The 24869-nt window shown below is 71.9% G+C and carries 23 protein-coding genes; 15 read left to right on the top strand and 8 right to left on the bottom strand.

Annotated elements, in window-relative coordinates; genetic code table 11:
- Nucleotides 1-903 carry a cupin domain-containing protein gene (locus ACSHV8_RS22185; RefSeq protein WP_436535663.1) on the bottom strand — a complete coding sequence of 301 codons (903 nt, stop codon included), beginning with the start codon at nucleotides 901-903 and terminating at the stop codon, nucleotides 1-3.
- Nucleotides 904-984: 81 nt separating this feature from the next.
- Between ACSHV8_RS22185 and ACSHV8_RS22180 the strand changes: the two genes are divergently transcribed.
- The 6 genes from ACSHV8_RS22180 (at nucleotide 985) to ACSHV8_RS22155 (ending at nucleotide 7873) form a co-directional block, all read left to right on the top strand.
- Nucleotides 985-1818 (top strand): NAD(P)H-binding protein, encoded by an 834-nt coding sequence (locus ACSHV8_RS22180; protein WP_436535662.1) that lies wholly within the window; start codon nucleotides 985-987, stop codon nucleotides 1816-1818.
- A 4-nt stretch (nucleotides 1819-1822) separates the two neighbouring features.
- Complete coding sequence (locus ACSHV8_RS22175) at nucleotides 1823-2458, top strand: TetR/AcrR family transcriptional regulator (protein WP_436535661.1); 636 nt, start codon at nucleotides 1823-1825, stop codon at nucleotides 2456-2458.
- Nucleotides 2459-2548: 90 nt separating this feature from the next.
- Nucleotides 2549-3661 (top strand): VOC family protein, encoded by a 1113-nt coding sequence (locus ACSHV8_RS22170; protein WP_436535660.1) that lies wholly within the window; start codon nucleotides 2549-2551, stop codon nucleotides 3659-3661.
- On the top strand, nucleotides 3658-4605 hold the full coding sequence (locus ACSHV8_RS22165; RefSeq protein ID WP_436535659.1) for a fumarylacetoacetate hydrolase family protein: 948 nt from the start codon (nucleotides 3658-3660) through the stop codon (nucleotides 4603-4605). Before ACSHV8_RS22170 ends, ACSHV8_RS22165 begins: the two co-directional genes overlap by 4 nt.
- A 5-nt stretch (nucleotides 4606-4610) precedes the next feature.
- Nucleotides 4611-6164: a bifunctional 3-(3-hydroxy-phenyl)propionate/3-hydroxycinnamic acid hydroxylase gene (locus ACSHV8_RS22160; RefSeq protein ID WP_436535658.1), complete on the top strand. Its 1554-nt coding sequence runs from the start codon at nucleotides 4611-4613 to the stop codon at nucleotides 6162-6164.
- Nucleotides 6161-7873, top strand: coding sequence for an AMP-dependent synthetase/ligase (locus tag ACSHV8_RS22155; RefSeq protein ID WP_436535657.1), 1713 nt, complete (start codon nucleotides 6161-6163; stop codon nucleotides 7871-7873). The genes ACSHV8_RS22160 and ACSHV8_RS22155 overlap by 4 nt, the downstream gene beginning before the upstream one ends.
- Nucleotides 7874-7932: 59 nt before the next feature.
- Here the strand turns inward: ACSHV8_RS22155 and ACSHV8_RS22150 are convergent, their stop codons facing one another.
- Entirely contained in the window at nucleotides 7933-9144 is a 1212-nt protein-coding gene (locus ACSHV8_RS22150) for an MFS transporter (RefSeq protein ID WP_436535656.1), read from the bottom strand.
- A 52-nt stretch (nucleotides 9145-9196) separates the two neighbouring features.
- Here ACSHV8_RS22150 and ACSHV8_RS22145 point away from each other — a divergent pair, with 52 nt between their 5' ends.
- Entirely contained in the window at nucleotides 9197-10300 is a 1104-nt protein-coding gene (locus ACSHV8_RS22145; RefSeq protein ID WP_436535655.1) for an ROK family transcriptional regulator, read from the top strand.
- 131 nt (nucleotides 10301-10431) lie between these two features.
- On the opposite strand, the gene ACSHV8_RS22140 is transcribed toward ACSHV8_RS22145, so the two are convergent.
- A complete protein-coding gene (locus tag ACSHV8_RS22140) occupies nucleotides 10432-11460 on the bottom strand; it encodes a LacI family DNA-binding transcriptional regulator (protein ID WP_436535654.1) in 1029 nt (342 codons plus the stop codon).
- Between the two features lie 212 nt (nucleotides 11461-11672).
- Here ACSHV8_RS22140 and ACSHV8_RS22135 point away from each other — a divergent pair, with 212 nt between their 5' ends.
- From ACSHV8_RS22135 to ACSHV8_RS22120, 4 genes are read left to right on the top strand one after another with little or no spacing between them, the layout of a single operon-like run.
- On the top strand, nucleotides 11673-12899 hold the full coding sequence (locus tag ACSHV8_RS22135) for a sugar ABC transporter substrate-binding protein (protein ID WP_436535653.1): 1227 nt from the start codon (nucleotides 11673-11675) through the stop codon (nucleotides 12897-12899).
- Nucleotides 12896-13768: a carbohydrate ABC transporter permease gene (locus ACSHV8_RS22130; protein WP_436535652.1), complete on the top strand. Its 873-nt coding sequence runs from the start codon at nucleotides 12896-12898 to the stop codon at nucleotides 13766-13768. Before ACSHV8_RS22135 ends, ACSHV8_RS22130 begins: the two co-directional genes overlap by 4 nt.
- Nucleotides 13769-13808: 40 nt before the next feature.
- Nucleotides 13809-14570, top strand: a complete 762-nt coding sequence (locus tag ACSHV8_RS22125) for a carbohydrate ABC transporter permease (protein WP_436536862.1) — start codon at nucleotides 13809-13811, stop codon at nucleotides 14568-14570.
- A gap of 11 nt (nucleotides 14571-14581) precedes the next feature.
- Nucleotides 14582-16279: an amylo-alpha-1,6-glucosidase gene (locus tag ACSHV8_RS22120; protein WP_436535651.1), complete on the top strand. Its 1698-nt coding sequence runs from the start codon at nucleotides 14582-14584 to the stop codon at nucleotides 16277-16279.
- Between the two features lie 103 nt (nucleotides 16280-16382).
- Here ACSHV8_RS22120 and ACSHV8_RS22115 read toward each other — a convergent pair whose 3' ends face one another.
- Both ACSHV8_RS22115 and ACSHV8_RS22110 read right to left on the bottom strand, forming a co-directional pair.
- Nucleotides 16383-17000: a hypothetical protein gene (locus tag ACSHV8_RS22115; protein WP_436535650.1), complete on the bottom strand. Its 618-nt coding sequence runs from the start codon at nucleotides 16998-17000 to the stop codon at nucleotides 16383-16385.
- Between the two features lie 51 nt (nucleotides 17001-17051).
- Nucleotides 17052-17486, bottom strand: coding sequence for an inositol monophosphatase family protein (locus tag ACSHV8_RS22110; RefSeq protein WP_436536860.1), 435 nt, complete (start codon nucleotides 17484-17486; stop codon nucleotides 17052-17054).
- A 10-nt stretch (nucleotides 17487-17496) separates the two neighbouring features.
- Here ACSHV8_RS22110 and ACSHV8_RS22105 point away from each other — a divergent pair, with 10 nt between their 5' ends.
- Nucleotides 17497-18150 (top strand): Lrp/AsnC family transcriptional regulator, encoded by a 654-nt coding sequence (locus ACSHV8_RS22105; protein ID WP_436535649.1) that lies wholly within the window; start codon nucleotides 17497-17499, stop codon nucleotides 18148-18150.
- 47 nt (nucleotides 18151-18197) lie between these two features.
- The gene (locus tag ACSHV8_RS22100; protein WP_436535648.1) at nucleotides 18198-19649 is read left to right on the top strand and encodes a diguanylate cyclase; all 1452 of its coding nucleotides are present in this window, start codon (nucleotides 18198-18200) and stop codon (nucleotides 19647-19649) included.
- A 4-nt stretch (nucleotides 19650-19653) separates the two neighbouring features.
- Here ACSHV8_RS22100 and ACSHV8_RS22095 read toward each other — a convergent pair whose 3' ends face one another.
- The 3 genes from ACSHV8_RS22095 to ACSHV8_RS22085 form a co-directional block, all read right to left on the bottom strand.
- On the bottom strand, nucleotides 19654-21228 hold the full coding sequence (locus ACSHV8_RS22095; RefSeq protein WP_436535647.1) for a serine/threonine-protein kinase: 1575 nt from the start codon (nucleotides 21226-21228) through the stop codon (nucleotides 19654-19656).
- Nucleotides 21229-21298: 70 nt separating this feature from the next.
- A complete protein-coding gene (locus ACSHV8_RS22090; RefSeq protein WP_436535646.1) occupies nucleotides 21299-22159 on the bottom strand; it encodes an aldo/keto reductase in 861 nt (286 codons plus the stop codon).
- 1 nt (nucleotide 22160) lies between these two features.
- The gene (locus ACSHV8_RS22085) at nucleotides 22161-23021 is read right to left on the bottom strand and encodes an NAD-dependent epimerase/dehydratase family protein (RefSeq protein WP_436535645.1); all 861 of its coding nucleotides are present in this window, start codon (nucleotides 23019-23021) and stop codon (nucleotides 22161-22163) included.
- A 79-nt stretch (nucleotides 23022-23100) separates the two neighbouring features.
- On the opposite strand from ACSHV8_RS22085, the gene ACSHV8_RS22080 reads away from it, so the two are divergent.
- Both ACSHV8_RS22080 and ACSHV8_RS22075 read left to right on the top strand, forming a co-directional pair.
- Nucleotides 23101-23988: a LysR family transcriptional regulator gene (locus ACSHV8_RS22080; protein WP_436535644.1), complete on the top strand. Its 888-nt coding sequence runs from the start codon at nucleotides 23101-23103 to the stop codon at nucleotides 23986-23988.
- 114 nt (nucleotides 23989-24102) lie between these two features.
- Nucleotides 24103-24861, top strand: a complete 759-nt coding sequence (locus ACSHV8_RS22075) for an alpha/beta hydrolase family protein (protein ID WP_436535643.1) — start codon at nucleotides 24103-24105, stop codon at nucleotides 24859-24861.
- Nucleotides 24862-24869: the final 8 nt, after the last annotated feature.

Raw genomic sequence — 24869 nt, 5'->3', positions numbered from 1 at the left:
TCAGCTCGGCGGCGGGGACCCGTGGGCCTGCTGGCGCCAGCGGCCGGGGGACAGGCCGTGGGCCCGGCGGAACGCGGTCGCGAAGGCGAACTGGTTGCGGTAACCGGCGTTGACCGCGATCGACGCCAGCGGCACGTCGCTGCGGATGAGCGCGTCCTGCGCGCGGCTCATCCGCAGCCCGGTCAGGTACCGGCTGGGCGTCTGGCCCACCAGCCGGTGGAACAGTTCGGCGAACGCGGCCCTCGACAGGCCGGTGGCCTGCGCCATCGTCGCGACGGTCCACGGCCGTTCGGGGTGGGCGTGCAGTTCTTCCAGCAGCCGCCGCAACGCCGGGTGGCCCATCGCCCGGAACCAGCCCGGCGCCGGCACGTCCGCCTGCTGCCACCAGGAGCGCAGCGCATAGACCAGGTTGAGGTCGAGCAGCCGGTCGAGCAGCGCCTGCTGGCCGGGCCCGTCCCGGTTGATCTCCACGGCGAGCAGGTCGACCGCCGCCGCGTGCCCCGGTTCGGTCGCGGCGACGACGGCGAAGCGCGGGATGCTGGACAGCAGCGTGGCGGCGACACTTCCGGACAGGACGTAGGCCCCGCACAGCACGGTCGCGGCCGGCCCGGGTGAAAGATCCGATCCCCGCTGCCGGGCCTCGCCGATCGGCACCGTCACGGCGCCGGGTTCGCTGACGACCGAGTACGGCTCACCGGCGGTGGCCAGCACGACCTCACGAGCCCGCAGCGGCAGCGGTTCGTGCCCGGCCCGTTCCAGCCAGCCGTCCTGGTCCAGCAGGATGTGCGCGGTCAGCGGACGGTCCCCGGCGAACCGCAGCCCCCACGGGCCGGTCCGGCGCAGCACCGAGAACAGCGCGCCTTGGGCCCGGGCCCGCGCCAGCTCGTCGCTGAGAATGTCCACCGACCCAGCGTAGACGAACACGAATAGACTGACGGCTTTCACGCATTGGTCGTCTCAGGCACCGGCTCTAACGTCAATCGCATGGCACATTTCTTAGTTCTCGGCGGTACGGGCAAGGTCGGTCGTCGTCTCACCGCACTGCTCGGCGATGCGGCGCTTCCCGTCGGCCGTAACACCCCCGTACGTTTCGACTGGCACGACGAGAGCACCTGGGACAGCGCGCTGGCCGGCGCGGACGGCGTGTTCGTCGTCGGCCCCGGCTCGGCCACCGACTGGAGTCCGACGCTGACCCGGCTGCTGCACCGCGCCGAGCGGGCGGGCGCCGCCCACGCCGTCCTGCTGTCGGCCCGCGGCGTCGAGTTCCTGCCCGACGGTGCTGTCGCCCACGCCGAGCAGGCGCTGCGTACCGGCCCGCTGGCCTGGACGATCCTGCGCCCGACCCACTTCGCGCAGAACTTCACCGAGGCCATGTTCGTCCCGGCCGACGGGCGGATCATCGCCCCGGTCGGTGACGGCGCCGAGCCGTTCGTCGACGTCGACGACCTGGCCGAGGTGGCCGCCGCCGCGCTCACCGACGCCCGCCGTCGTGGCCAGATCCTGGAGCTGTCCGGCCCGGAGGCGATCACGTTCGCCGAGGCCGCCGCGGTCCTGGAGAAGGTCTCCGGCCGCCCGGTGCGGTTCGAGTCCGAGAGCGACGACGAGCACGTCGCCCGGCTGCGGGCCGCGGGTACACCCGAGGGCTACATCCACTGGCGGATGGCCATGCTCGGCGGGATCCGCTCGGGCGCCGACGCCTACCTGTCCGACGGCGTCGAGCAGGTTCTGGGCCGCCCGGCGACCGATTTCACCACGTGGGCCGAGCGGGAGGCCGGCCGGGCGGGAAATCCGGCTGTCATCAGGCCGCGGATACGATGACCGGATGGTGAGCGGCGCTGAGGGCAATCGGGTCGACCGGCGCAAGGCTCGCACCCGGGCCGCCCTGATCGCCGCCGCGCGGGAGTTGCTGACCAAGCGCGACCCGGCCGAGGTGAGCATTCAGGAGGTCACCGACGCGGCCGATCTCGGTTTCGGCACGTTCTACAACCACTTCGCCTCCAAGCAGGAGCTGTTCGACGCGGCCATCGATCAGGTGATCGAGGAGCACGGCGCGATGCTCGACGAGGTGACCGCCGGGCTCTCGGATGCCGCCGAGGTCTTCGCGGTCGCCGTGCGGATCACCGCCCGGTTCCCGAAGACCAACCCGGAGATCGCGAAGATCATCGACCGGACCGGCGCGCGCTACCTGACCTCGAAGTCCGGGCTGGCGCCGCGGGCGCTGCGAGATCTGGAGCACGCCCGTGACGTCCGCCGCCTGCAGTTCGACGACCCGGCCCTGGCCATCGCCTGTGTCGGCGGCGCCCTGCTCGGGGTCATGCACCTGGGCCTGGAGACCGAGGACGCGGCCGAGATCGACCGCCGCGCCGACGGCCTGGCCGTCCACCTGCTGCGCATGCTCGGCCTGCCTCACGACGAGGCCCGCGCGATAGCCGCTCGTTCGCTGCCCCCACTGAGCTGAGGCGCCCCCCGCGATAAGTGATGACTCCATCATTGACGGACCGGTTCCTCAAACTGATACTTTCATCAGCAACGAGGAAAGGATCACTCAGTGACGGCTCACGAGGATCTGCACAGCGAGGACGGCGCCCACCGCGGTGAGCGGGCCGACCGGGACGCGAATCCGGTGATCAAGGTCGAGGACCTGGCCTGGCTGGAGTTCGAGAAACCCGATCTGGACGCGGCCGAGCGGTTCGCCCACGACTTCGGGTTCAGCACGGCCTACCGCACCGGCCAGGAGCTTCACCTGCGCGGCACGATCGCCGGCACCCAGTGCGTGATCATCCGCCGGGGCCCGCGGTCACGGTTCGTCGGTCCGGCGTTCCGCGCGGCCGGCGTCGACGATCTGCGGCGGCTGGCCCGCGAGACCGGGGCGACCGTGGACGAGCGCCGGGGCGTCGGCGGGGGAGCGGTGGTCGAGCTGCGGGATCCGTCCGGCATGCCGGTGCGGGTCGTCGCCGGTGTGGAGTCGCTGCCCGAGCTGCCGCGCCAGGCGCCGCTGCCGCTGAACTTCGGGACGGTCCGGCGCACCAACACCCCGCAGCGCCCGGAACGCGCGCCGGCCCGGATCGAGCGGCTCGGTCACGTGGTCGTCGAGACACCGTCGTTCGCCCGGAACCTGGACTGGTATCTGCACCATCTCGGCCTGATCGTCAGCGACTTCCTGTACTTCCCGGGTCAGCGCGACCGCGGCCCGACCATGGCGTTCATCCGCTGTGACCGCGGCGGCACCCCGGCCGACCATCACACCCTGGCCATGCATCTGGGCCCGGCGCCGCGTTACGTCCACTCGGCTTATCAGGTCGCCGACCTGGACGCGGTCGCCGCCGGCGGCGAGTTCCTCAAGCAGCGCGGCTATCACCGTGCGTGGGGGATCGGCCGGCACATCCAGGGCAGCCAGATCTTCGACTACTGGCGTGACCCGGACAGTGTCATGGTCGAGCACTTCGCCGACGGCGACCTGTTCGACAACAGCATCGCGGCCGGCTGGGCGCAGATGTCGGCCAGCGGTCTGGCCCAGTGGGGCCCGTCGGTCACCCGCGACTTCCTCGGCGCCAAGCCGTCCCCGCACCTGATCAGGGATGTGATCTCGGCTTTGCGAGACGACACCAACGATTTCGACGTACGTCGTCTGATCGGTCTGCTGAAGGTGGCGTCGTCATGAGCGTCGATCTGGTTCGCTACCTCGCTGCCGGGGGACCGCGGTGGGCCGTACCCCGGGAAGGGTTTTTGTTGCCCCTGCCGGCCGGGCTGGTGACCGTCGTCGATGTCCTGGCCGACGGGGTCGAGGCGGCCCGGAAACTGCTGGCCGACCCGGATGCGGCCGGTCCCGCGATCGGCGAGGTGCGGCTGCTGCATCCGACGCCACGCGCGCGCGTGTTCTGCCAGGGCGCCAACTACCGCTCGCACATGGCCGAGTCCGGCATGGATCCCGGCCGCGCCTTCAACATGCTGTTCACCAAGTCGACGGCGTCGCTATCGGGGCCGGACGACGCCATCGTGCGGCCCGCGCACGTACGTCTGCTCGACTATGAGATCGAACTCGGGATCGTGCTCGGCCGGGCGATCACCGGACCGATCACGGTCACCGACGAGACCCTGCCCGAGTTCGTGGCCGGTTTCGTGGTCGCCAACGATGTCAGCGCCCGTGACGTGCAGCTGCCGCAGGGGCAGTGGTTCAAGGGCAAGAGCTATCCGAGCTTCTGCCCGGTCGGGCCTTACCTGTGCGTTCCGGACGCCGCCGAGGTGTCCCGATGGCGTGACCTGCGGCTGACCCTGTCGGTCAACGGCGTCCGACGTCAGGACGGCCTCGCCGGCGACATGGTCTTCGACCCGGCCGCCACCCTGACCGAGCTGTCCGGTCTTGAACACCTGCAGGTCGGCGACCTGCTGCTCACCGGAACACCCGGCGGGGTCGCCCTGCAACCGCCCGGGGCCCTCGTCCAGCGGATCGCCGGGCTGCTGCCCGAGGCGAAACGCTGGGAGATGTTCGTCCGCACCCAGGCGCGCAGCCGCGCCTACCTGCAACCGGGCGACCAGGTCACGGCCGGTATCCGCACCGACGACGGCGTCCTGGACCTGGGCGTCCAGCACACCACGGTGCGGTGAGCGCGATGACCGAACACGTGCCCGCGGTCGTCATCGGGGCCGGGCCGACCGGCGCCACCGCCGCGATCATGCTGGCCCGGCGCGGGATCGCCTGCCTGGTCCTGGAGCGCTGGCCGCAGGTCTACCCGCTGCCCCGGGCCGTCCACTTCGACGACGAGGTCTTCCGGATTCTGGCCGGGATCGGCCTCGGCGACCGGCTGCGGGCGATCTCCCGGCCGGCCGCCGGGATGCAGTTGGTCGACGCCCGGCTGCGGGTGCTGGCCGAGTTCACCCGCGACCCGGCCGGGCCGCTGCACGGCTATCCGCAGGCCAACATGTTCGACCAGCCCGACCTGGAGCGGTTGCTGCGGGACCGGCTGACCGAACTGCCGGCGGCGGAGCCGCGCGGCGGCGTCGAGGTGCACGCGATCGAGCAGGTCACCGGCGGTCCGGCCCCGGTCCGGGTCCGCTACCGCGAGGTCGGCTCGGGCGCCGAGCACGAGGTGTGGACCGACGCGGTGCTGGGCTGCGACGGCGCGAACAGCCTGACCCGGACCACCATCGGCGCCGCCCTCGAGGACCTCGGGTTCGAGCAGCGGTGGCTGGTCGTCGACGTGCACAGCCCGCAACCGCTCGACGCCTACGCCGGGGTGCAGCAGGTCTGCGATCGCGACCGGGCGGCGACGTTCATGATGGTCACCCCGGGTCGCTACCGCTGGGAGTTCCGGCTGCGCCCGGGCGAGCAACCCGACGACCTCACCGACCGGGACGTGCACGATCTGATCAGGCCGTGGCTCGGCCCGGTCGACCCGGCCGCGGTCACCGTCCGGCGCCGCACCTGGTACACCTTCCGCGGCGCGGTCGCCGACCGCTGGCAGGACCGACGCGTGTTCCTGCTCGGCGACGCGGCCCACCTGACACCGCCGTTCATCGGCCAGGGCATGTGCGCGGGCATCCGCGACGCGGCCAACCTGACCTGGAAACTGGCCCTGGTTCTGACCGGAAAAGCACAGGATCAGATTCTTGCGACGTACGGGCGTGAACGGCGCCCGTACGCACGCCGCGTGATCCGGATGGCGATCCTGGTCGGCTGGATCATGACCGGAGGCACCGCCGCCCGCCGCCTGTGGTTACGCGCTGTCACCCGGATCCCCGGGGTCGAGCAGCGCGTTCTCGACACCGCCTGGCCGGCGTTTCCACCCGGCCCACTGGTCGCTCCCGGCGCCGGAACGCCGTGCCCGCAGCCCACGATCCAGGTCGCCGGCCATCCGGTGAGGCTCGACGAGGTCCTGGGTGACGGGTTCGCCGTCATCGGCCGAGGGCCGGGCCTCGACGCGTTCGAACCGGGCCTCCGGGCGTTCTTCGACACGCTGGGCGTGACCGTGCTCGACGCCGCGACCGACGACGCCCTGGGCGCGCTGCTCGACACGGCCGGAGCGCAGGCCCTGCTGGTCCGCCCGGACCGGATCATCGCCGCGGCCGCTGACCACGCCGATCTACGGGCCTGGCGCCGGCTGCTGGAGTCGGCCGGGATCACCGGCACCGGCATCACCGCCACCGGCGAGAGGCAGCCGGCATGACGACACCCGCCACCTCGGTCGGCGCCCGCTTCCTCGACCGCTGCGCCGACTTCGGCGACACCGAGGCGTTCCGCCACCCCGGCCCCGGGGACGCCTGGTCGTCGCTGACCTGGACGCAGGTCGCCGAGCGGGTCACCGGACTGGCCGCCGGCCTGCTCACGCTGGGCGTGTCACCCGGCGACCGGGTCGCCATCGCCGCCTCGACCCGCATCGAGTGGGTGCTCGCCGACCTCGCCGTGATGTGCGCCGGCGCGGCCACCACCACGGTGTATCCGACCACGAGCGCCGACGACGTGGCCTACATCCTGGACGACAGCCGAGCCGTGGTCGTCTTCGCCGAGGACGCCGGGCAGGTCGCCAAACTCCGTACCTCCGAAGGGGGTTGGATCTCGGCGATCCGGCACGTCGTCGTCCTCGAACCGGTCGCCGACCCGGACGTGCTGACGATCAGCGAGCTCATCGACCGGGGCCGGCGGGAGGATCCGGAGGCGGTTCGCGCAGTGCTGCACGGGCTGGACGCCGACGCGGTCGCCACCATCGTCTACACCTCCGGGACGACCGGGCGGCCCAAGGGCGTCGAACTCACCCACGGCAACTGGCTGTCGCTCGGTGCCGCCCTGGCCGGCGAGCGGTTCATGCACGGCGAGCATCTGCACTTCCTGTGGCTTCCGCTGTCCCACGTGTTCGGCAAACTGCTGCTGGCGGCCCAGTACGAGATCGGTTTCGTCACCGCGATCGACGGCCGCGCCGATCGGATCATCGACAACCTGGCCACCCTCCGGCCGACCGTGATGGCCGCCGCGCCCCGGATCTTCGAGAAGATGTACAGCCGCGTGGCGACCACCGCCGGTCGCGGCCGGCTCTCGCGCGCCCTGTTCCGCTGGGCGTTCGCCCTCGACCCGGCCGCGCGGTGGCGGCGCCGCGTCGCCGATCGGCTGGTCTTCGCCCGGATCCGGGCCCTGCTCGGCGGCCGGCTGCAGATCCTGTTCTCCGGCAGCGCCGCCCTCTCACCGCAGATCGCCGAGTGGTTCGCCCGCGCCGGGCTGCCGATCCTGGAGGGTTACGGGCTGACCGAGGCCACCGGGGTGTCGTTCTTCAACCGGCCCGGCCGGGTCCGCGCCGGCACCGTCGGGCAGGCCGTGACCGGCACCGAGGTCCGCATCGCCGACGACGGCGAGATCCTGCTGCGCGGGCCCGGCGTCATGCGCGGCTACCACCGGCTGCCGGAAGAGACCGCGGCCGCCGTCGACCTCGACGGCTGGTTCGCCACCGGCGACATCGGTGAACTGGGCGACGACGGCTACCTGCGCATCACCGACCGCAAGAAGGACCTGGTCAAGACCAGCGGCGGCAAGTACATCGCGCCGACCGCGATCGAGTCGGCCCTGAAAGCCGCGTGTCCGCTGGTCAGCGCGGCTGTCCTGATCGCCGACGGGCGCAACTTCGCCAGTCTGCTGGTCGCCCTGGACCCCGACGCGGCGCGCGGACTGTCCACCCGCGACGCCGAGGCGGCCGTGCGCCGGTCGGTCGACGAGGTCAACCGGGGGCTCAACCGGTGGGAGACGGTCAAGCAGTTCCGGATCCTGCCGCGTGAGCTGAGCATCGAGGCCGGCGAGATGACGCCCAGCCTCAAGGTCAAACGGGCGGTCGTCGCCCGCAACCACGCCGGCCTGATCGACGAGATGTACGCCGGCCCCGCCCGGCCCTGACAGGTCGCCCGGCTCCCGCCGTGAGAATCCGCAACGCGCGCTTGCTGTTCCCGCGACTGTCAGCCGTCGGCCAGGGCCGGCTGCGGGGAGCGTGAACGATCCAGGGCGAAGCTCAGCGCGGCCAGGATCAGTCCGGCCGCGCTGAGCGCCAGCCCGGTCCACGCCGGCGCCAGGTAGCCCCAGCCCCAGGCGATGACCACACCGCCCAGCGCCGCCCCGATGCTGTTGGCCACGTTCATCGCCGACTGGTTGACCGCCGCACCCATCAGCTGGGCGCCCGGCGCGACCGTGATCAGCCGGGCCTGCAGGGCCGGGCCGAGGAACAGGCTGGTCGCCCCGACCAGGAACGCGCCGGCGAACAAGCCCGGCGTGGTTCCGGCGAACAGGGCGAAGAACAGGATCGCCCCGATCACGCCGGTGAAGCCGAGCAGCAGGGCCCGTCGCAGGTCGCGGTCGGCGAACCAGCCGCCGACGGCGTTGCCGACGGTCATGCCCAGCCCGAATGCGACCAGCACCCACGGGACCGTGCCGGTGGACAGCCCGGTCACCTCGGTGGTGACCGGCGCGATGTAGCTGTTCACGGCGAAGAACCCGGCGAACCCGACGGCCACGGTCGCGGCGACCAGCCACACCTGCGGGCGGGCCAGCGCGCGCAGCTCGGAACGGGCCGAACCGGCCTGCACGGCCGGGGCCTCGGGCACGCTGACCGCGACGGCCAGCAGGGTCAGCAGGAACACGCCGGTGATCACGCCGTACGAGGAGCGCCACCCGGCGGCCTGTCCGAGACTGGTCATCGCCGGGACGCCGACCAGGTTGGCGATGGTCAGGCCGCTGAGCACGGCCGCGTACCCGCGCGCCTCCTTGCCGGGACCCATGAGGGAGGCGGCGAGCAGCCCGGCCGCGCCGAAGTAGGCGCCGTGCGGCAGCGCGGCGACGAACCGCGCGACCAGGACCAGGCCGAACGTCGGGGCCAGGGCCGAGGCGGCCGTACCGGCCACGAAGAGCACGAGAAGGGCCAGAACCAGCCGCTTGCGGCGCCACCGGGCGGTGAGGGCGGCGATCAGCGGGGCGCCGGCGACCACCCCGAGCGCGTACGCGGTGATGGTCCACCCGGCGTGCGCGACCTGACCGGGGGAGTCGCCACCGAGCAGGTCCTGGGCGATGTCGGGGAGCAGCCCCATGGCCGCGAACTCGGTGAGCCCGATCGCGACGCCGCCGAGGGCGAGGGCGAGCAGGGCGGTCCAGCGGTGCCGGGCGGTGAGGTGTTCCATGGTCGCGGACTTTAGCAACGCTGTTGCGAAACGATCCAGTTAGAGTGATCCGGTGCACCAGACCTTCCTGCGCGGCTACAACGAGGCCCTGGTGATCGCCCAGGCGCGGACCGCGGCGACCTTCGAGCGCGGCGCCGTCGCCGAGGCCACCGGGCTCACCCCGCAGGCGGTCTCGAAGGTTCTGGCGCGGCTGCTCGACGACGGGGTGATCGCCCCGGCCGGGGTGCGGCGCCCGGCCACCGGCCGCGCCGCCGGGGTGTACGAACTGGTGCCCACCAGCCGCTATGCGATCGGGGCGCACGTGTCCCGCCGCACCCTGCGGCTCGCCCTGACCGACTTCGCCGGTGTCGTCCTGGAGTCGGCCGTGGTTCCGCTGCCCACCGACTTCACCCCGGCCGAACTGCTCGAAGCGCTCGCCGCGCAGGTCGCCGAGCTGCGCGGCACCCGCGACCTCGGCCGGCGGCTGGTCGGCGTCGGCGTCGGCATGATCGGCCCCCTGGACCATGCCGCCGGCACCGTCCGCGACGCCCACGGGCTGCGGCACTGGCACGACGTGCCCCTGGCCGCGCAGGCCCAGCAGGCGCTCGGCCTGCCCGTCCACGTCGACAAGGACGTCACCGCCGGCGTGACCGCCGAAGCCTGGCGCCGCGGCCCCGGCCTGCGCGACGCCGCCCTGATCATGGTCGAGTCCGGGGTCGGCGCCGGCCTGTGGCTCAGCGGCTCGGCCCACCGCGGCGCCCACACCAACGCCGGCGAGTTCGGCCACACCGTCGTCCAGCTCGACGGCCCGCCCTGCGCCTGCGGCCGCCACGGCTGCCTGGAAGCCGTCCACGACCAGGCGGTCCGGGCCGGCGACATCGCGCGGGCGGCCCGGGTCCTCGGCGTCGGCGTCGTCAACCTCCTGCAGACCCTCGACCTGGGCGACATCGTGCTGGCCGGCGCCGACCTGCTCCGGCACAGCCCCACCTACCTGACGGCGGTCACCGCCGCGGTCCGCACCCAGGTCCCCCGCGCCGACTGGCTCACCGTCAACGTCTCCCTGTCCTCCCTCGCCGAGAACGCCATCGCCGCCGGCGCCGCCATGCAGATCCTCGACGCCCGCTACGGCGTGCCCGGCCTGACTCCCGAACCAAAAACCATCCGCGCGTACGGCTGAGCCCCGCCCGCAGGTCCCGGCGACAGGACGGCGGCCCTCAGCGCCGGGCCGATTCGACCTCGGGAGGTGAAGTCGGCGGTCGTGGGTGCCGGCGGCGTCTCAGGCCGGCCCGAAGGTCGACCGGATGGGCGTCACTGGGCCGGCTCGACAGCAGTCCGAGCCCGCTCCGGCCGCGGCCCGGTGCTCGCCCGCAATGAGATCGGCGGGGTGAGCAGCACGTGCCGGGGCGGGTTCTCGGGGGCCGCGATGCGTTCCAGCAGCAGTTCCACGGCGCGTGAGCCCATCTCCAGGGTGGGCACGTCGGCCGCGGTCAGCTGCGGGCGGAAGTCCTCGGCCCAGTGCCGGGCGGCGACCCCGACGACCGAGAAGTCCTTCGGGACGGTCATGCCGGCGCGTTCGATGCCGCGCTGGATGCCGGGCAGCGCCGCCTCGTTGATGGTGACGATGGCGGTCACGTCCGGCAGCTGTTCGAAGCAGTCCTCGCCGGCCGCCGCGTCGTCGGCGCAGTGGACCTCGGCGCCGGTCAGGTTGCGCTGGTAGACGGCCTCGGTGAACCCGGCCGAGGCCCGGTGGGCCGGACCGTACCCGGCCGCGACCAGCTCGGCCGAGCGGTTGACCAGGGCGATCGACCGGTGGCCGAGGTCGGCCAGGTGGTGCACGCAGCGGGCGACCAGGGTGGCGTAGTCGACGTCGACCCAGCCGGTGCCCTCCGGGTGGGCGGTGTGCCCGATCGTCACGAACGGCAGCCCGGCCTGCTGCAGCCGGGTGACGCGGGCGTCCTCCAGGCGGATCTCCATCAGGATCACGCCGTCGACCCGGCGGCCGGAGACCAGGCGTTCGAACGAGCGGTCGTGATCGCCGCCGGAGGGGGAGAGCAGCACGTCCAGGTCGGCGCGGGCGGCCGCCTCGACCACGCTGGCCACGAAGCCGAGCTGCATGTCGGTCAGCCGGGCGCTGGCCGGCGGGATGACCAGGCCCAGCGTGCGGGTCCGGCCCTCCTTGAGCGCCCGGGCGGCGGCGTTCGGCCGGTAGTCCAGCTCGTCGATGACGGCCTGGATGCGCCGTTTGGTGTCGTCGCTGACCGGGCGGCGCCCGCTGAGCGCGTACGACACCGTGCTGCGTGACACCCCGGCCCGGCGGGCGATCTCCCCGATGTTCATCCGTGCTCCCCACTCGTCGGCCGTCAGCTTGCCGGATCACCCCGGCTGCGCGCTACACCGGCCACTGCGATGTGTCGAACCGATTCGCTAAATGTTTCACGAGCATTGACCACGGCGCGATGTCAAGCCTAATCTCTGGCGAACCGAACCGTCGAATCGGTTCGACCTTGTGAGAACCAACCCAGAAGATCAACCTCATCGAGGGGTACGTCATGAAACCGTTCCGCCTGGTCGGCGCCGCCCTGCTGGCCACCGCCCTGACCGTCACCGGATGCTCCTCCGGCACCGACGCCACGTCGTCGTCGGCCGGCAGTACCGAGTTCGCCGTCTGGGACCCGTATCCGCAGTTCGACAACGGCTCGGACTGGGTGAAGCTGCTGACCAAGTGCGGCACCGATGCCGGGGTCACGGTCAAGCGCACCGGTTACGACACCACCGACCTGACCAACAAGGCGCTGCTCGCCGCCCAGCAGGGCAACTCCCCGGACGTGCTGATCGTCGACAACCCGGTGGTCTCGACGCTGGCCGAGGCCGGCGTGCTGACCACCACCGACGATCTCAAGGTCGACACGTCGGCCTTCTCGCCGAACCTGCTCGCCGCCGGCCGGTCCGGGGGTAAGACCTACGGTGTGCCCATCGGAGCCAACACCCTGGCGCTCTACTACAACAAGGCGGTCCTGGACAAAGCCGGCGTCGACCCGGCCGCGATCAAGGACTGGGCGTCGCTGACCGCCGCCCTGCAGAAGGTGAAGGCGTCCGGGAAGAAGGGCATCACGTTCTCGGCGATCGACACCGAGGAGGGCTCGTTCCAGTACCTGCCCTGGTTCTGGGGTTCCGGCGCGAACCTGACCCAGCTCGACTCGCCGCAGAGCGTCGCCGCCCTCGACCTGTGGACCGGCTGGCTCAAGAGCGGCTACGCCCCGAACTCGGTGCTCAACAACACCCAGACGACCAGCTGGCAGGAGTTCGCCACCGGCGACTTCGCGTTCGGCGAGAACGGCACGTGGCAACTGGCCAATGCCAAGAAGACCGGTTTCGCGTACGGGATCATCCCGGTCCCGTCCCAGGCCGGCGGCACCGCCCCGGCGCCGACCGGCGGCGAGTTCGTCACCGCCCCGGTGCAGTCGCATACCGCCCGCTACACCACCACGCAGAAGTTGATCGCGTGCCTGACCAGCGCCGACAACGCGCTGACGACCGACACGACGCTGTCCTACATCGGGGCCACCACCGCCGTACAGGAGAAGCAGTCCTTCGATGTTGATCTGAAGGTGTGGGTCGAGGCGGTGCAGGCGGCCAAGGGGCGGACCAGCGACGACCTCGGCACGAAGTATCCAAGGATCTCGCAGCCGCTGTGGGGTGCGTTCCAGGCCGCGCTGTCCGGGTCGAAGACGCCGCAGCAGGCGCTGACCGACGCTCAGGCGGCGGCGGGTAAGTGAGTCGGCAACGCTGGACCGCGGGGGCGTTCCTCGCCCCCGTTCTGGTCTACCTGATCGCGTTCTACGCCTACCCGCTCTACCGCAACCTGGACCTGAGCCTGCGCCACTACACCGTGCGCAGCTTCGTGCGGGGCGACGCGCCGTTCAGCGGGCTCGACAACTACCGGACCGTCTTCGCCGACCCCGCGTTCGGGCCGGCGCTGCTCCACACAATGGTGTTCACGCTGGTCAGCATCGCTTTCCAGTTTGCCGCCGGGCTGGCCCTTGCGGTCTTCTTCGCCCAGAACTTCACGCTGTCGGCGACGCTGCGGGCGCTGTTCCTGGTGCCGTGGCTGCTGCCGCTGATCGTCTCGGCGTCGACCTGGTCGTGGATGCTCAACAGCGACTCCGGGGTCGTGAACTTCCTGCTGAGAAGCGTCGGGGCCGAGCCGGTCAACTGGCTGACCTCGCCGGACTGGGCGCTGACCAGCGTGATCATCGCCAACGTGTGGATCGGGATCCCGTTCAACCTGGTGCTGCTCTACAGCGGGCTGCAGGCCATCCCGGGCGAGGTCCACGAGGCCGCGGCGATCGACGGGGCCAACGGCTGGCAGCGGTTCTGGCGGGTCACGTTCCCGCTGCTGCGACCGGTCTCGGCGATCACCCTGCTGCTCGGGCTGGTCTACACGCTGAAGGTCTTCGACATCATCTGGATCATGACCAGGGGCGGGCCGACCGACGCGTCGAGCACCCTGGCCACCTGGTCCTACCGGCTGTCGTTCGGCAACCTGCTGCCCGAGTTCGGGCCCGGGGCCGCGGTCGGGAACCTGCTGATCATCATCGCCCTGTTCTTCGGGCTCATCTACATCCGGAGGCAACGCCGTGGCTAAGCCGGTGAAGACCGCGATCGGCGTGATCCTGACCGCGATCATGCTGTTCCCGGTCTACTGGATGATCAACGTGTCGCTGACCCGGGACACCGACATGCGCGCCGACCCACCGCATCTGTTCCCGTTCAACGGGACCTTGGAGGGCTACCGGGCCGTGCTGGACCAGCAGATGCCGTACCTGGGAACGAGTTTGATCGTGGGTCTGGGCACCGTGGTGCTGACTCTCGTGCTCTCCGCGCCGGCCGGATTCGCCCTGGCCAAGCTGCGGCCCCGGGGCGGCGGCGCGCTCAACTTCGTGCTGCTGATCGCGCAGATGATCCCCGGGATCATCATGGCGATGGGGTTCTACGCCATCTACCTGCGCGCGGGCGTGCTCAACAGCCTGTGGGGGCTGATCCTGGCCGACTCGACCATCGCGGTCCCGTTCGGGGTGCTGATCTTCACGGCGTTCATGTCCGGCCTGCCCGGCGAGCTGATCAGCGCGGCGATGATCGACGGCGCGTCGACGTGGCGTACGTTCGTCTCGGTGATCCTGCCGCTGTCACGCAACGCGATCGTCACGGTCAGCCTGTTCGCGTTCCTGTGGGCCTGGTCGGACTTCGTGTTCGCCAGCACCCTGGACGGCGGTGGGCGTCTGCAGCCGATCACGCTGGGCATCTACCACTACATCGGCAACAACAACCAGCAGTGGAACGCGATCATGGCGACCGCCGTGGTCGCCTCCATCCCGGCGACGCTGCTGCTCATCGTCGCCCAGCGTTACGTCGCCGCCGGGGTCACGGCCGGCGCGGTCAAGGATTGAAAGCGAGATCGATGTTCTCCCTGCGCGACATCCCGTTCAGCTACCGGGGCTCCTGGTTCGGGCTCTCCCCGGTGGTGGCCGAGCAGACGTACGCCGACGACGTGCACCTGGTCTCCCACCAGACCCGGATGCACCCGGTCCTCGGCCTCACGCCGCTGACCGGCGGCGACCGGGCAGAGACGGAGGTGACCGCCACGCCGGCGCGGCTGACCTGGGTCCGGGGGACGGGACGGATCGACGCCGCCTATGAGCGGGCGGACACCGTACGTCTGCGTGGTTCCGGTCTTGGTCTGCGGATCTCCACCGCGGCGCCGGCGCTGACGCCGTTCGCGGGCAGCTACCTCTACCGGGACCCGGTCGACGGCGCGCACGTCTTCACCAGCTACGAGACCGGCCGGCGGTACCGGGTCACCGTGCTCACCGGCACGCTTGCGGCGAGCTCGGGGGATCAGGCGCTCGGCGCGGCCGACCGGCACCTCACGCTGCCCGAGGACCAGGCGTGGGAGATCGCGATCGAGGAGTACCGGACCGCGCGGGCGCCCTACACCGCCGCCGGCGATTTCGACACGGTCACCGCCTCCGCATTCACGACGTTCTCCGCGTACGTCGAAGCCGTCGCCCCCTGGCGCAGCGACCGCACCCCGGCCGCGGAACTCGCCGCGTACGTCCTGTGGTCGGCGACGGTCGACCCGGCCGGGTTCGTCGGGCGGCCGGCCGTGCTGATGTCCAAGCACTGGATGGACAAGGTGTGGAGCTGGGACCACTGCTTCAACGCCATCGCCCTCGCCGCCGGTGAACCGTCCCTGGCCCTCGACCAGTTCCTGCTGCCCTTCGACCACCAGGACCCGTCCGGGGCGCTGCCCGACTCGATCACCCACTCCGAGGTGCTGCACAACTTCGTCAAACCGCCGATCCACGGGTGGGCGCTGCGGCAGCTGCGGGAACGCCTGACGCTCTCCCAGGCCCAGCTGAGCGACATCTACGAACGGCTCAGCCGGTGGACCGAGTTCTGGCTCGTGCACCGGCGGGCGCCCGGGCATGCGCTGCCGCACTACCAGCACGGCAACGACAGCGGCTGGGACAACGCCACCACGTTCGACACCGCCCGCGTCGTCGAAACCGCCGACCTGGCCGGATTCCTCACCCAGCAACTCGACTGCCTGGCCGGGCTCGCCACCGAACTCGGCCACCCGGCCGCCGCCCGGCACTGGACGGCGACCGCGCAGGAGATCCGCGAGGCGATGCTGGAACTGTGGGACGGCAGCCGGTTCCTGGCCCGCGACGCCACGACCGGGGCGACCAGCGCCAGCGCCAGCCTGCTCGACCTGATGCCCATCGCCGTCGGAGCCGACCTGCCCGAACAGGTCAGCGACGTGCTCGCCGGGCGCATCGCGGCGCACCTGACCGCGCACGGGCCGGCCACCGAGCCGACGAACTCCGCCCAGTACGCACCCGACGGGTACTGGCGCGGGCCGATCTGGGCGCCGTCGACCGTACTGATCGAGGACGGCCTGCGCCGGGCCGGGCACATCACGCTGGCCGACGAGATCAGCCAGCGGTTCCGGGCGCTGTGCGAGAAGTCCGGCTTCGCCGAGAACTTCGACGCCGAGACCGGGGCCGGGCTGCGCGACCGCGCTTATACGTGGACCGCCGCCGGCTACCTGATCCTCGCGGCCGCCGCCGAGGCTCGTAACCCCCTGGCCGGGTGAGGCCCGGATCGCTTCCGCCGGGTCACCGCTCGCCGGCCGCTCGCGTGCCGCGCCCGTTCTGGCGGCCCGTCGAACCACCCCGACCCTGAGCCGGAGCGTCGCCTCACAGGGTGGCGTGGCCGGGGCGGCGGATGCCGAAGTTACGCGAGACCAGGTCGGTGACCAGCAACGACATCATCTGCGGGTTGCCGCCGGTGGCCGACCACAGCATCGCCGCGGCGGCTCCCTCCACCTGCACGCTGAACACCGGCAGGATGCGGGCCTCGACCACCTGCGGCGGCCCGAAGTCGGCCGGGGCGGGGGCGACCGGCTCGGGCTCCGGCGCGGGGGTGGCCACGACGACCGGTTCGGCCGGGGGCCGGTGGCATTTCAGGCAGCCGCCGGTCATGCCGGTCAGCACGTACCTGGTCACCACGTGGCGGTTCATCGGCTTCCACCAGCGGTCGCCGCAGCCGGAGCAGGCAACCCCGGGAAGGTACGCCTCGGCCTCGGCGTGCACGTCGGTCACCTCGTGCACGTCCTCGGCCCGCTGCGGGGCACCCGGCCGCCCGCCGAGCGCGAGCCAGCGCGGTTGCGCGCCGGCCGGGATGCAGGCCCAGTAGCGTTGGGCGCGGACGAAGCCGTCGGCGCTCACCCGGGGGTGACGCCGCAGCGCCAGGGTGAGCAGGGCACGCCCGTCGGGCCCGGTCGTCAGGGTGAAGCGGTCCGCCTCTTCGGTCACGGCCTCGAACATCGGCACCAGGCCGCCCCGGACAAGCAAAAATTCCGAGCTTCAGTGAGCCGGGTCCAGGGCGGCCAGCAGGGGCGTGTGCAGGGCCGGGCCGGCCACCACGACGCTGTCGGCGCCGACCCGCCACGGCGCACCGTTCGCGTCGGTCACGGTCGCACCGGACTCGTGGGCCAGCAGCACTCCGGGCAGCACGTTGCTGTCGTCGCGCCCGTACTCCCAGAACGCGTCGATGCGCCCGGCGGCCACGTCGGCCAGTTGCCAGGACGTCGGCCCGAGATTGCGGACCGCCCCGGCCGCGAGCAGCACCGCGCTCAGCGACCGCCCGGCCGCCCGGACCGCCTCGGGCTGCGCCGCCGCGAACGGCGGCTGACTGGTCGCCACCAGCGCGGCTCCCAGTTCGGTCTTGGCCGACGGCCCGATCCGCACACCGTCGCGGAACGCGCCCTGCCCGAGCGAGGCCGTGTAGGTCTCGCCCAGGCGCGACGACGTGCCCTACCGGGACGTCTCGGCCGCTGGGGACGAGATCTCGGCGGTGCTGGCGGCCGGGCGGGACCCGCGCAACCGGCTCGTGTTCCGGCAACTCCCGGCGACCCGGGCGGTCACCTCGGTCGAGGCGCAGACCGCCCTGCACGTGTACGCGGACGCATCGGCCTGGCGGCTCGACGTGCTCACCGCTGATGAGCGTGGGGCGCTGGCCATGGACGTACGCGCCAAGGCTCTTGATGATCTTGATCTTGTGATCCTGGCCGAGCTGGCACCGGACGCGCGCCGGCCCGCCGCGGCCGTGGCGGCGCGGCTGGGCAAACCCGAGTCGACGATCCGGCGGCGGCTGGCCGCGCTGCCGTTGCGCACGCAGACCTATGTCGATCCGCTGCGGCTCGGCCTGCACGTCGACGCGAACCTGTGGCTGCGCCTGCCGCCGGCCGACCTGGACCGGGTCGGCACCGCGCTGGCCGCGCACCCGGCCGTGCACGGCGTGCTGAGCACCACCGGCCGGGCGAATCTGCACGTCGCGGTCTGGCTGGCCGACCTGGAGGCGTTGCACCGGTTCATCACCACCGACCTGGCCGGACTGGGGGTGCCGGACGTCGAGACGGTGCTGGTCGGGTCGGCCGTCAAGCGGCCCGGCCTGCGCGGTTAAGCCGATTCGGGAGACGGGCGGGGCCGGAATGCGATTCTCTGGGTGCCATGGGTCGGCGCTGGTGGCGGATCTCCGTCGCGGCGATGGTGCTCGCCATCGCCGGATACCTCCTGCTGGCGACCGGCCAGTGGCTGGAGATGTCCTGGTCGCTGGTCAACACCGTGCTGCCCACGACCGCGATCGTGGTCGCCGCACGAGGGCTGCCGCGTAACGCGCGAGCCGCGTGGTACCTGCTGGCGCTCGGCGAGTTCGCCAACGGCACCGCGGTGGTGCCCAACGTCATCATCTACGACGTGCTCGGCAGCGACGCCTACCCGAGCGTGGCCGACGCCTTCTACCTGCTGTTCTATCCGGCCGTGCTGACCAGCATCGCGCTGATGATCCGGCGCTGGCCGCCGCAGCTGATCCAGCCGGCGCTGCTCGACGCGGCCACCATCACCGCCGGGATCAGCGTGCTGGCCTGGGTGTACGCGATCGAGCCGGCCCTGCGCGACCCCGACTACACCCGGTTCGGGCAGCTCGTCCGGGTCGCGTACATCGTCGGTGATCTGCTCTTGATCTTCCTGGCCCTCATCCTGGTCCGCAGCGGCGGCGTCACCGGCGCCGGCCGGGCCCGCTGGAGTCTGGCGCCGCCGTGGCTGGCCACCGGCCTGATCGTCTTTCTGGCCGGTGACCTGTTCTGGCTCATCGTCGGCGACAACCCGATGCCCGGCTGGGTGTCGCGCGGCACCGACGCGGTGTATTTCGCCGCATTCGTGATCCTCGCCTACGCGGTCCGGTACGCCACCGCCACCGACGAGCAACGCGCCGGCGCCGTGCCCCGCCCGCCCGGCATCCCGCTGATGATCACCCTGCTGCTCGCGCTGCTCATGGCCCCGGTCGTGCTGGTCCTGCAGATGTCGCAGGGTGCGTTCCGGCACGGCTGGGCCATCGCGACCGGCTCCACCATCATGTCGGTGCTCGTCGTCACCCGGCTGACCGTGCTGCTGCGCTACGTCGAACGGCAGAACGAACAGGTGCGCGACCTGGCCCGCCGCGACGAACTGACCGGGCTGCCCAACCGGCGGGCCTGGACCGACGAACTGCCCCGGGTGCTGGAGCAGGCCCGGCAGAGCGGCCGGCCGGTGAGCGTCTGCATGGTCGACCTCGACCATTTCAAGGCATTCAACGATACGTACGGACATCAGGCCGGCGACCGTCTGCTCAAGGAGGCCGCGGCCGCGTGGCTGGGGCAGGTGCGCCGCTCCGACATCCTGGCCCGGTACGGCGGCGAGGAGTTCATCGTGCTGCTGCCCGACACCGACCTGGACGCCGCCTGCGCGATAATGCAACGACTCCGTCAGGTCACCCCGGCCGGGCAGACGTTCTCGGCCGGCGCGGCGTCGTGGGATCTGAGCGAGACGTCGGAGGAGCTGATCGCCCGGGCTGACGTCGCCCTCTACGAGGCCAAACACACCGGCCGCGACCGGGTGGTGGCGACCAGCGGGGCCCACCCGTGAGTGCTCAGGCCGGCAGGGACGGCGTGGGCTCGGTGAACAGGAAACCGTGCTGCTGGAAGGCGTCGACCAGGGTGGGCTCGCTGCCGGTCGGCCCCTGCAGGAAGCACGAGATCGGCTGGTCGCTGTCCTCCCACCAGATCGACCAGCGCCCGCGGTGTTTGTCCTCACTCAGCGGATAGCTGTAGAACCGGCCGTGCCGTCCCGAATCCGCCCGTTTCCACGAGTTACGCCAGCCCTCGAACTGCTCCAGCCGGTCGTTGTCCTCGCTCGCCGGACGGTTGCCCTTCCTCGTCATCGTCGCCCGGTCGGTCCACTGCACGCAGGTCATGGCGATCGAGCTCGTGAGCGAGCACTTCTCCCTGATCTGCTGACCCGTCTTGAGGGGGTCGGGATCGCATCGGAGGCCGGGCCAGAAAGCTTCGTACTCCGCTATGAGTGACAAGGGCGTCGTGACGGCCGTGGACGGCGACGCGGACGCGGTGCCGGGCTGCCCCTCGGAGCCGTCGGGCAGGCCGAGCACGGCCCAGATCACCAGACCGGTGGCCACGACCGAGCCGGCGAGGGCGGCCACCGCCTTGCGGGTGTTCGTCTCGACCGGCGGCGTGACCGGGTGTTCCACCCGGGTGCGCGGCTGAGGGGCCGGGTTCGCGGGCCCGGCGGGGGCCGGCCGGGTGCGGGGTTGCGGCGCCGGGTTCGCGGGCCGGGCGGCGGCCGGCCGGGTGCGGGGTTGCGGCGCCGGTTTCGTGGGCCGGGTGGCGGCCGGTGGGCGGTTCGGGCTGCGGCCGAAGAACGGCCGGCGGGCCTGCGTGGCCGTCGGCCGGTCCTGCGGCTCCTTCCGCAGGCAGGCGCGGACACTGGTCAGCAACGGTCCCTCGACGCCCTCCAACTGCGGCGCGCCGGTCAGGATGGCCTGGAACACCTGCTCGCGCCGGTCACCCGGGAACGCCGGCCGCCCGGTCGCCGCGAACACCATCGTCGAACCCCACGCGAACAGATCCACCGCCGGGGTCAGATGCTGGTTGGCGATCTGCTCCGGCGCCATGTACGGAAACGACCCGGCGACCTCCCCGACCCGATGCGTGGAGTCGAGCGCATGAGCGATCCCGAAGTCGATGACCCGGGCCCCACCCTGCCCGAGAACGATGTTGGCCGGCTTGAAGTCGCAGTGGACGACGCCGGCGTGGTGGATCGCCTCCAGCGCGGTCAGCGCCTGCACCGCCAGCTGCTGCAGGTCGCCACCCTTCAACGGCCCGTTCTCCCGCACGTGCTCGGCCAGGTCGAGCCCTTCGATGTATTCGCTGACGATGTACGGCAGGTCACCGACCACATCGAAGTCGAGCACCTTGGCGGTCACGAACTCGGCGACCTTGCGCGCGTTCACCAGCTCACGGTTGAGGTTGCGTTTGAGCGTGCCGCTCGGATCCCAGTCGACCCGCAGAACCTTGACCGCGACCTCGTTGCCGTCGTCGTCGGCGGCAAGATACACCTCGCCCTGCCCACCGCGGCCGAGCCGGGCGAGCGTCGTGTAAGGCCCGATCCGGGGCGGATCGTTCGGCCCCAGCTTCGCCGGTCGCGACATGGGCCCCTCCATGACGAGCGAGCACCCATTGTGTGCAGCTGATCACTATCGGCGCAACCATGGACGGCGGTCATCCGCTGAGCGCCTCCAGTTCCCCGGCATCGAGGATCAGATCCGACGCGGCGGCCGAGTCCCGGATGCTTTCCGGGCGGCTCGCCCCCGGAATGGGCACGACCACCGGCGACAGCGCCAGCAGCCAGGCCAGACCGACCCGCTGCGGGCTCACCCCGCGGGCCCGGGCCACGGCGGCGAACCGGGGGAGGACCCCGTCCAACCCGGAGCGGCCGTCGAGCGAACTGCGCGACAATCCGCCCAGCGGGCTCCACGGCAGGAACGCCGACCCGAGCCGGTCGCACAGCGCCAGCACCGGGGCGTGCTCACGCACCGCGGGCGAGAACCGGTTCTGCACCGCGACGAGATCCGCCCCGAGGATCGCGCGGGCCTCCTCGACCTGCGCGCACGTCACATTGGAGACACCGGCCGACTCGATCTTCCCGGTGTCGAGCAGCGTGCGCAGCGCGCCGACCGATTCCGCCCACGGCACGGCCGGATCCGGCTTGTGCAACTGGTACAGCCCGATGCGGTCGGTGCCCAGTCGGCGCAGCGAGGCCTCGCAGGCCCGGATCAGCGAAGCGGGCCGGGCGTCCACCGTCCACGAGCCGTCACCGGGCCGGCCGCGCCCGCCCTTGGTGGCGACCAGCACACCGGTCACCCCGGCCAGCGCCTTCGCGATCAGGCGTTCGTTGTGCCCGGTCTCGCCCGCGTGCCAGTGATACGAGTCGGCGGTGTCGATCAGGGTCACCCCGGCGTCGACGGCCGCCCGGATCGTGGCGACGGCCCGCGCCTCGTCCGGCCGCCCCTCGATCGACAGCGGCATCGCGCCCAGCCCGACCGCGCCCACCCGATGCTGTCCCACCTGTCGTAGCCGCATCTCAGGCCACCTCGTCGATCGCGGCGGGCAGCCATCGGCGCAGCTCGTCGAAGGTGAACCCGTGCCGCACGGCGCGACCGGTGTCCATCGGGCGTGACGCCGGGAAGGAGAACGGGGAGGCGGCCTCGCCGTCCGCGACCGTGCGATACCGCGGCTCCCGGCCGACACGCGCGCCGATCGCCTCGCACAGGGCGAACACGTCGGCCGACCCGTCCGAGGCCGCGTTGACCGGCCCGGTCACGGCTGCCGCGGCGGCCCAGGCCAGCACCGCGGCCGCTTCCTCGTCACGGATGAACGAGGCCGGTGTGGGCCGGCCGTGCACCGCCACCGGCTCCCCGGCGCTGATCCGGGACACGTAGTGCGCCAGACGGCCGGTGAAGTCGGCCCGGCCACCGCCGAGGACGTGGGCGAGACGCACCGACACGTACTCGAAGCCGGGGTCCTGGCTGAACACGGCTTCGGCCTGACGCTTGCCGTCCCCGTAGTCCCAGGTCGTGGCCTCGGACCGGGCCGGCTCGACCAGGCTCTCGGCGAGAGCGGGCGCGGCACCGTCGTACGGGAAGTACACCTCGACGGTCGAGGTCATGACGTACCGGCCGACCCGCCCGGTCACGACCCGGCGGCTGATCTCGGCCTGCCGCGGCGTGTAGCAGACCTGGTCGAGCACGACGTCGAACTCCCGGCCGCCCAGCGCAGCATGCAGGGCCGGCTCGTCGTCCCGATCGGCGACCAGGTGCGCGACCCCGCCCGGGGGAGCACTCGACCCCCGGTTCAGAACGGTGACGTCGTGCCCGGCGGTGTGCAGCAGATGAACGAGCCGGCGTCCGAAGTACCGGCTCCCCCCGATGATCAGAACTCTCACGATCACCGATGCTGCCGCGCTCCACCTTCCAGCAGAAGTAATGATCTACTGGTATGGCTTTAAGGAGGGCTTAACGTTGATGATCGACACCGGCCGGTTGCGGATCCTGCACCAGGTCTCCCGGCACGGCAGCTTCAGCCGCGCCGCCGCCGCGATGCGACTCACCCCGTCGGCCGTCTCCCAACAGGTCGCCGCCCTGGAACGCACCATCGGCACGGCGGTGGTGATCCGCACCCCGCGCGGGGTGACGCTCACCGAGGCCGGCCGGCTGCTGGTCGAAGCCGCCGAGACGGTCACCGCCGAACTGGCCGCCACCCGGCAGCGCATCGACCGCTTGGCCGGCGGACGCACCCCGCTGCGGATCGCCACGTTCAGCAGCGGCGGGCGGGCACTGCTCCCGGACGCGCTGACCCGGCTGCTCGCCGCGCACCCGGAACTGGAGCTGACCGTGCTGGAACGCGAACCCGAACACAGCCTGCCGCGGGTGCGCGACGGCTCGGCCGACCTGGCCCTGACCTACACCCTCGACGAGCCGCAGCCACTGACCCCCGGCGAACAGCGGCGGCTGATCTGGGCCCCACTGGCCGACGACCCGATGGTCGCGGTCCTTCCCCGCCGGCACCCGCTGGCCGGCCGCACCCGGCTCGACCTGTCCGAACTGGCCGGCGAGCGCTGGGTGCTGGGCTGCCTCAAAACCGAGGAACACCTGCGACGGTACGCCGCACGGGTCGGTCTCGAGCTTGACGTGGCGGCAGCGACCAGCGACTACTTCTTCGCCCAGGCCCTGGTCCGGGCCGGCGTCGGCGTGTCCCTGATCCCGCGGGTCGCCCTGGAGGACTCGGCCGATCAGGCGGTCGTCGAACTCGGCCCGCACCGCCTGGTCCGCCACATCGCCGCCGTCACCACCCGGCGGGCCGCCGCCACCCCGCCCGTCGTCCTGCTCCTCAAGCTCCTGACCGGCGCGTGACCCGATCACGGACTCCCGCGAGGATTCCGGGCGATTTGTGCACGGGAGTGGCCGTACCTCGGGAATTCTGGTGGGTGAAGGGGCGGTTCCGCAGACCGAGGACGGGATTCGGCCGTGGCCGAGCAGGTGCGATTCGCCAGCAGTCTCGGGCCGATGCTGGCCGGGCGGCTCGACCTGCCCGCCGGGGCGGTCCGGGGCTGGGGTGTGTTCGCCCACGGGTTCGCGCTGAGCAATGACTCGCCGGCCGCGGCCCGGACGTGCAAGCAGCTGGCGGCCGAGGGCATCGGCATGTTGCGCTTCGACAACCTGGGTCTGGGTGACTCGGAGGGCGACTGGGGCGACGGTTCGGTCATGGTGAAGGTGGACGACACGGTCCGGGCGGCCGAGTTCATGACCGAGCGCGGCACCCCGCCGGACATCCTGGTCGGTCATTCGCTCGGCGGCGCCGCGGTGATCGCCGCCGCCGGTCGGCTGCCCGATGTCCGGGCGGTGGTGACGATCGGCGCACCGTTCGAGCCGAAGAACGTGGAACGGCATTACCAGGCGCTCGTGGATCGCGTCATGCGCGAGGGGCACGCCGAGTGGCTGGTCGGCGGTAAGGCGCTGATCCTCAAACGCACGTTCGTCGAGGACACCCGCCGTGCTGAGCTGCGGCACCACGTGGTCGAACTGGGCCGGCCCCTGCTGGTGATGCACTCGCCGACCGACAGCACCGTGAGCGTGGCCAACGCCAGCCGGATCTTCCGGGCGGCGCGGCATCCCCGCAGTTTCATCGCGCTGGAGGGCTCCGACCATCTGCTGTCCGCGCCCGGTCAGGCCCAGCGCGCGGCCCGGGTGATCAGTGCGTGGGCCGACCCTTACCTGCCCGGGTGAGGATCACC

This window comes from Actinoplanes sp. HUAS TT8 (genome assembly GCF_051380535.1).
Taxonomy (GTDB): Bacteria; Actinomycetota; Actinomycetes; order Mycobacteriales; family Micromonosporaceae; genus Actinoplanes.
This window is presented reverse-complemented; position numbering and strand designations above follow the sequence as displayed.

What these genes read in the sequence shown, in the direction of transcription:
- ACSHV8_RS22165 (WP_436535659.1), top strand. Translation starts at nt 3,658, where the DNA reads ATGAGCGTCGATCTGGTTCGCTACCTCGCTGCCGGGGGACCGCGGTGG.
- ACSHV8_RS22125 (WP_436536862.1), top strand. Translation starts at nt 13,809, where the DNA reads ATGCTGTTCCCGGTCTACTGGATGATCAACGTGTCGCTGACCCGGGAC.
- ACSHV8_RS22150 (WP_436535656.1), bottom strand. Translation starts at nt 9,144, where the DNA reads ATGGAACACCTCACCGCCCGGCACCGCTGGACCGCCCTGCTCGCCCTC.
- ACSHV8_RS22090 (WP_436535646.1), bottom strand. Translation starts at nt 22,159, where the DNA reads ATGCGGCTACGACAGGTGGGACAGCATCGGGTGGGCGCGGTCGGGCTG.
- ACSHV8_RS22160 (WP_436535658.1), top strand. Translation starts at nt 4,611, where the DNA reads ATGACCGAACACGTGCCCGCGGTCGTCATCGGGGCCGGGCCGACCGGC.
- ACSHV8_RS22080 (WP_436535644.1), top strand. Translation starts at nt 23,101, where the DNA reads ATGATCGACACCGGCCGGTTGCGGATCCTGCACCAGGTCTCCCGGCAC.
- ACSHV8_RS22095 (WP_436535647.1), bottom strand. Translation starts at nt 21,228, where the DNA reads ATGTCGCGACCGGCGAAGCTGGGGCCGAACGATCCGCCCCGGATCGGG.
- ACSHV8_RS22140 (WP_436535654.1), bottom strand. Translation starts at nt 11,460, where the DNA reads ATGAACATCGGGGAGATCGCCCGCCGGGCCGGGGTGTCACGCAGCACG.
- ACSHV8_RS22155 (WP_436535657.1), top strand. Translation starts at nt 6,161, where the DNA reads ATGACGACACCCGCCACCTCGGTCGGCGCCCGCTTCCTCGACCGCTGC.
- ACSHV8_RS22175 (WP_436535661.1), top strand. Translation starts at nt 1,823, where the DNA reads ATGGTGAGCGGCGCTGAGGGCAATCGGGTCGACCGGCGCAAGGCTCGC.
- ACSHV8_RS22120 (WP_436535651.1), top strand. Translation starts at nt 14,582, where the DNA reads ATGTTCTCCCTGCGCGACATCCCGTTCAGCTACCGGGGCTCCTGGTTC.
- ACSHV8_RS22100 (WP_436535648.1), top strand. Translation starts at nt 18,198, where the DNA reads ATGGGTCGGCGCTGGTGGCGGATCTCCGTCGCGGCGATGGTGCTCGCC.
- ACSHV8_RS22180 (WP_436535662.1), top strand. Translation starts at nt 985, where the DNA reads ATGGCACATTTCTTAGTTCTCGGCGGTACGGGCAAGGTCGGTCGTCGT.
- ACSHV8_RS22135 (WP_436535653.1), top strand. Translation starts at nt 11,673, where the DNA reads ATGAAACCGTTCCGCCTGGTCGGCGCCGCCCTGCTGGCCACCGCCCTG.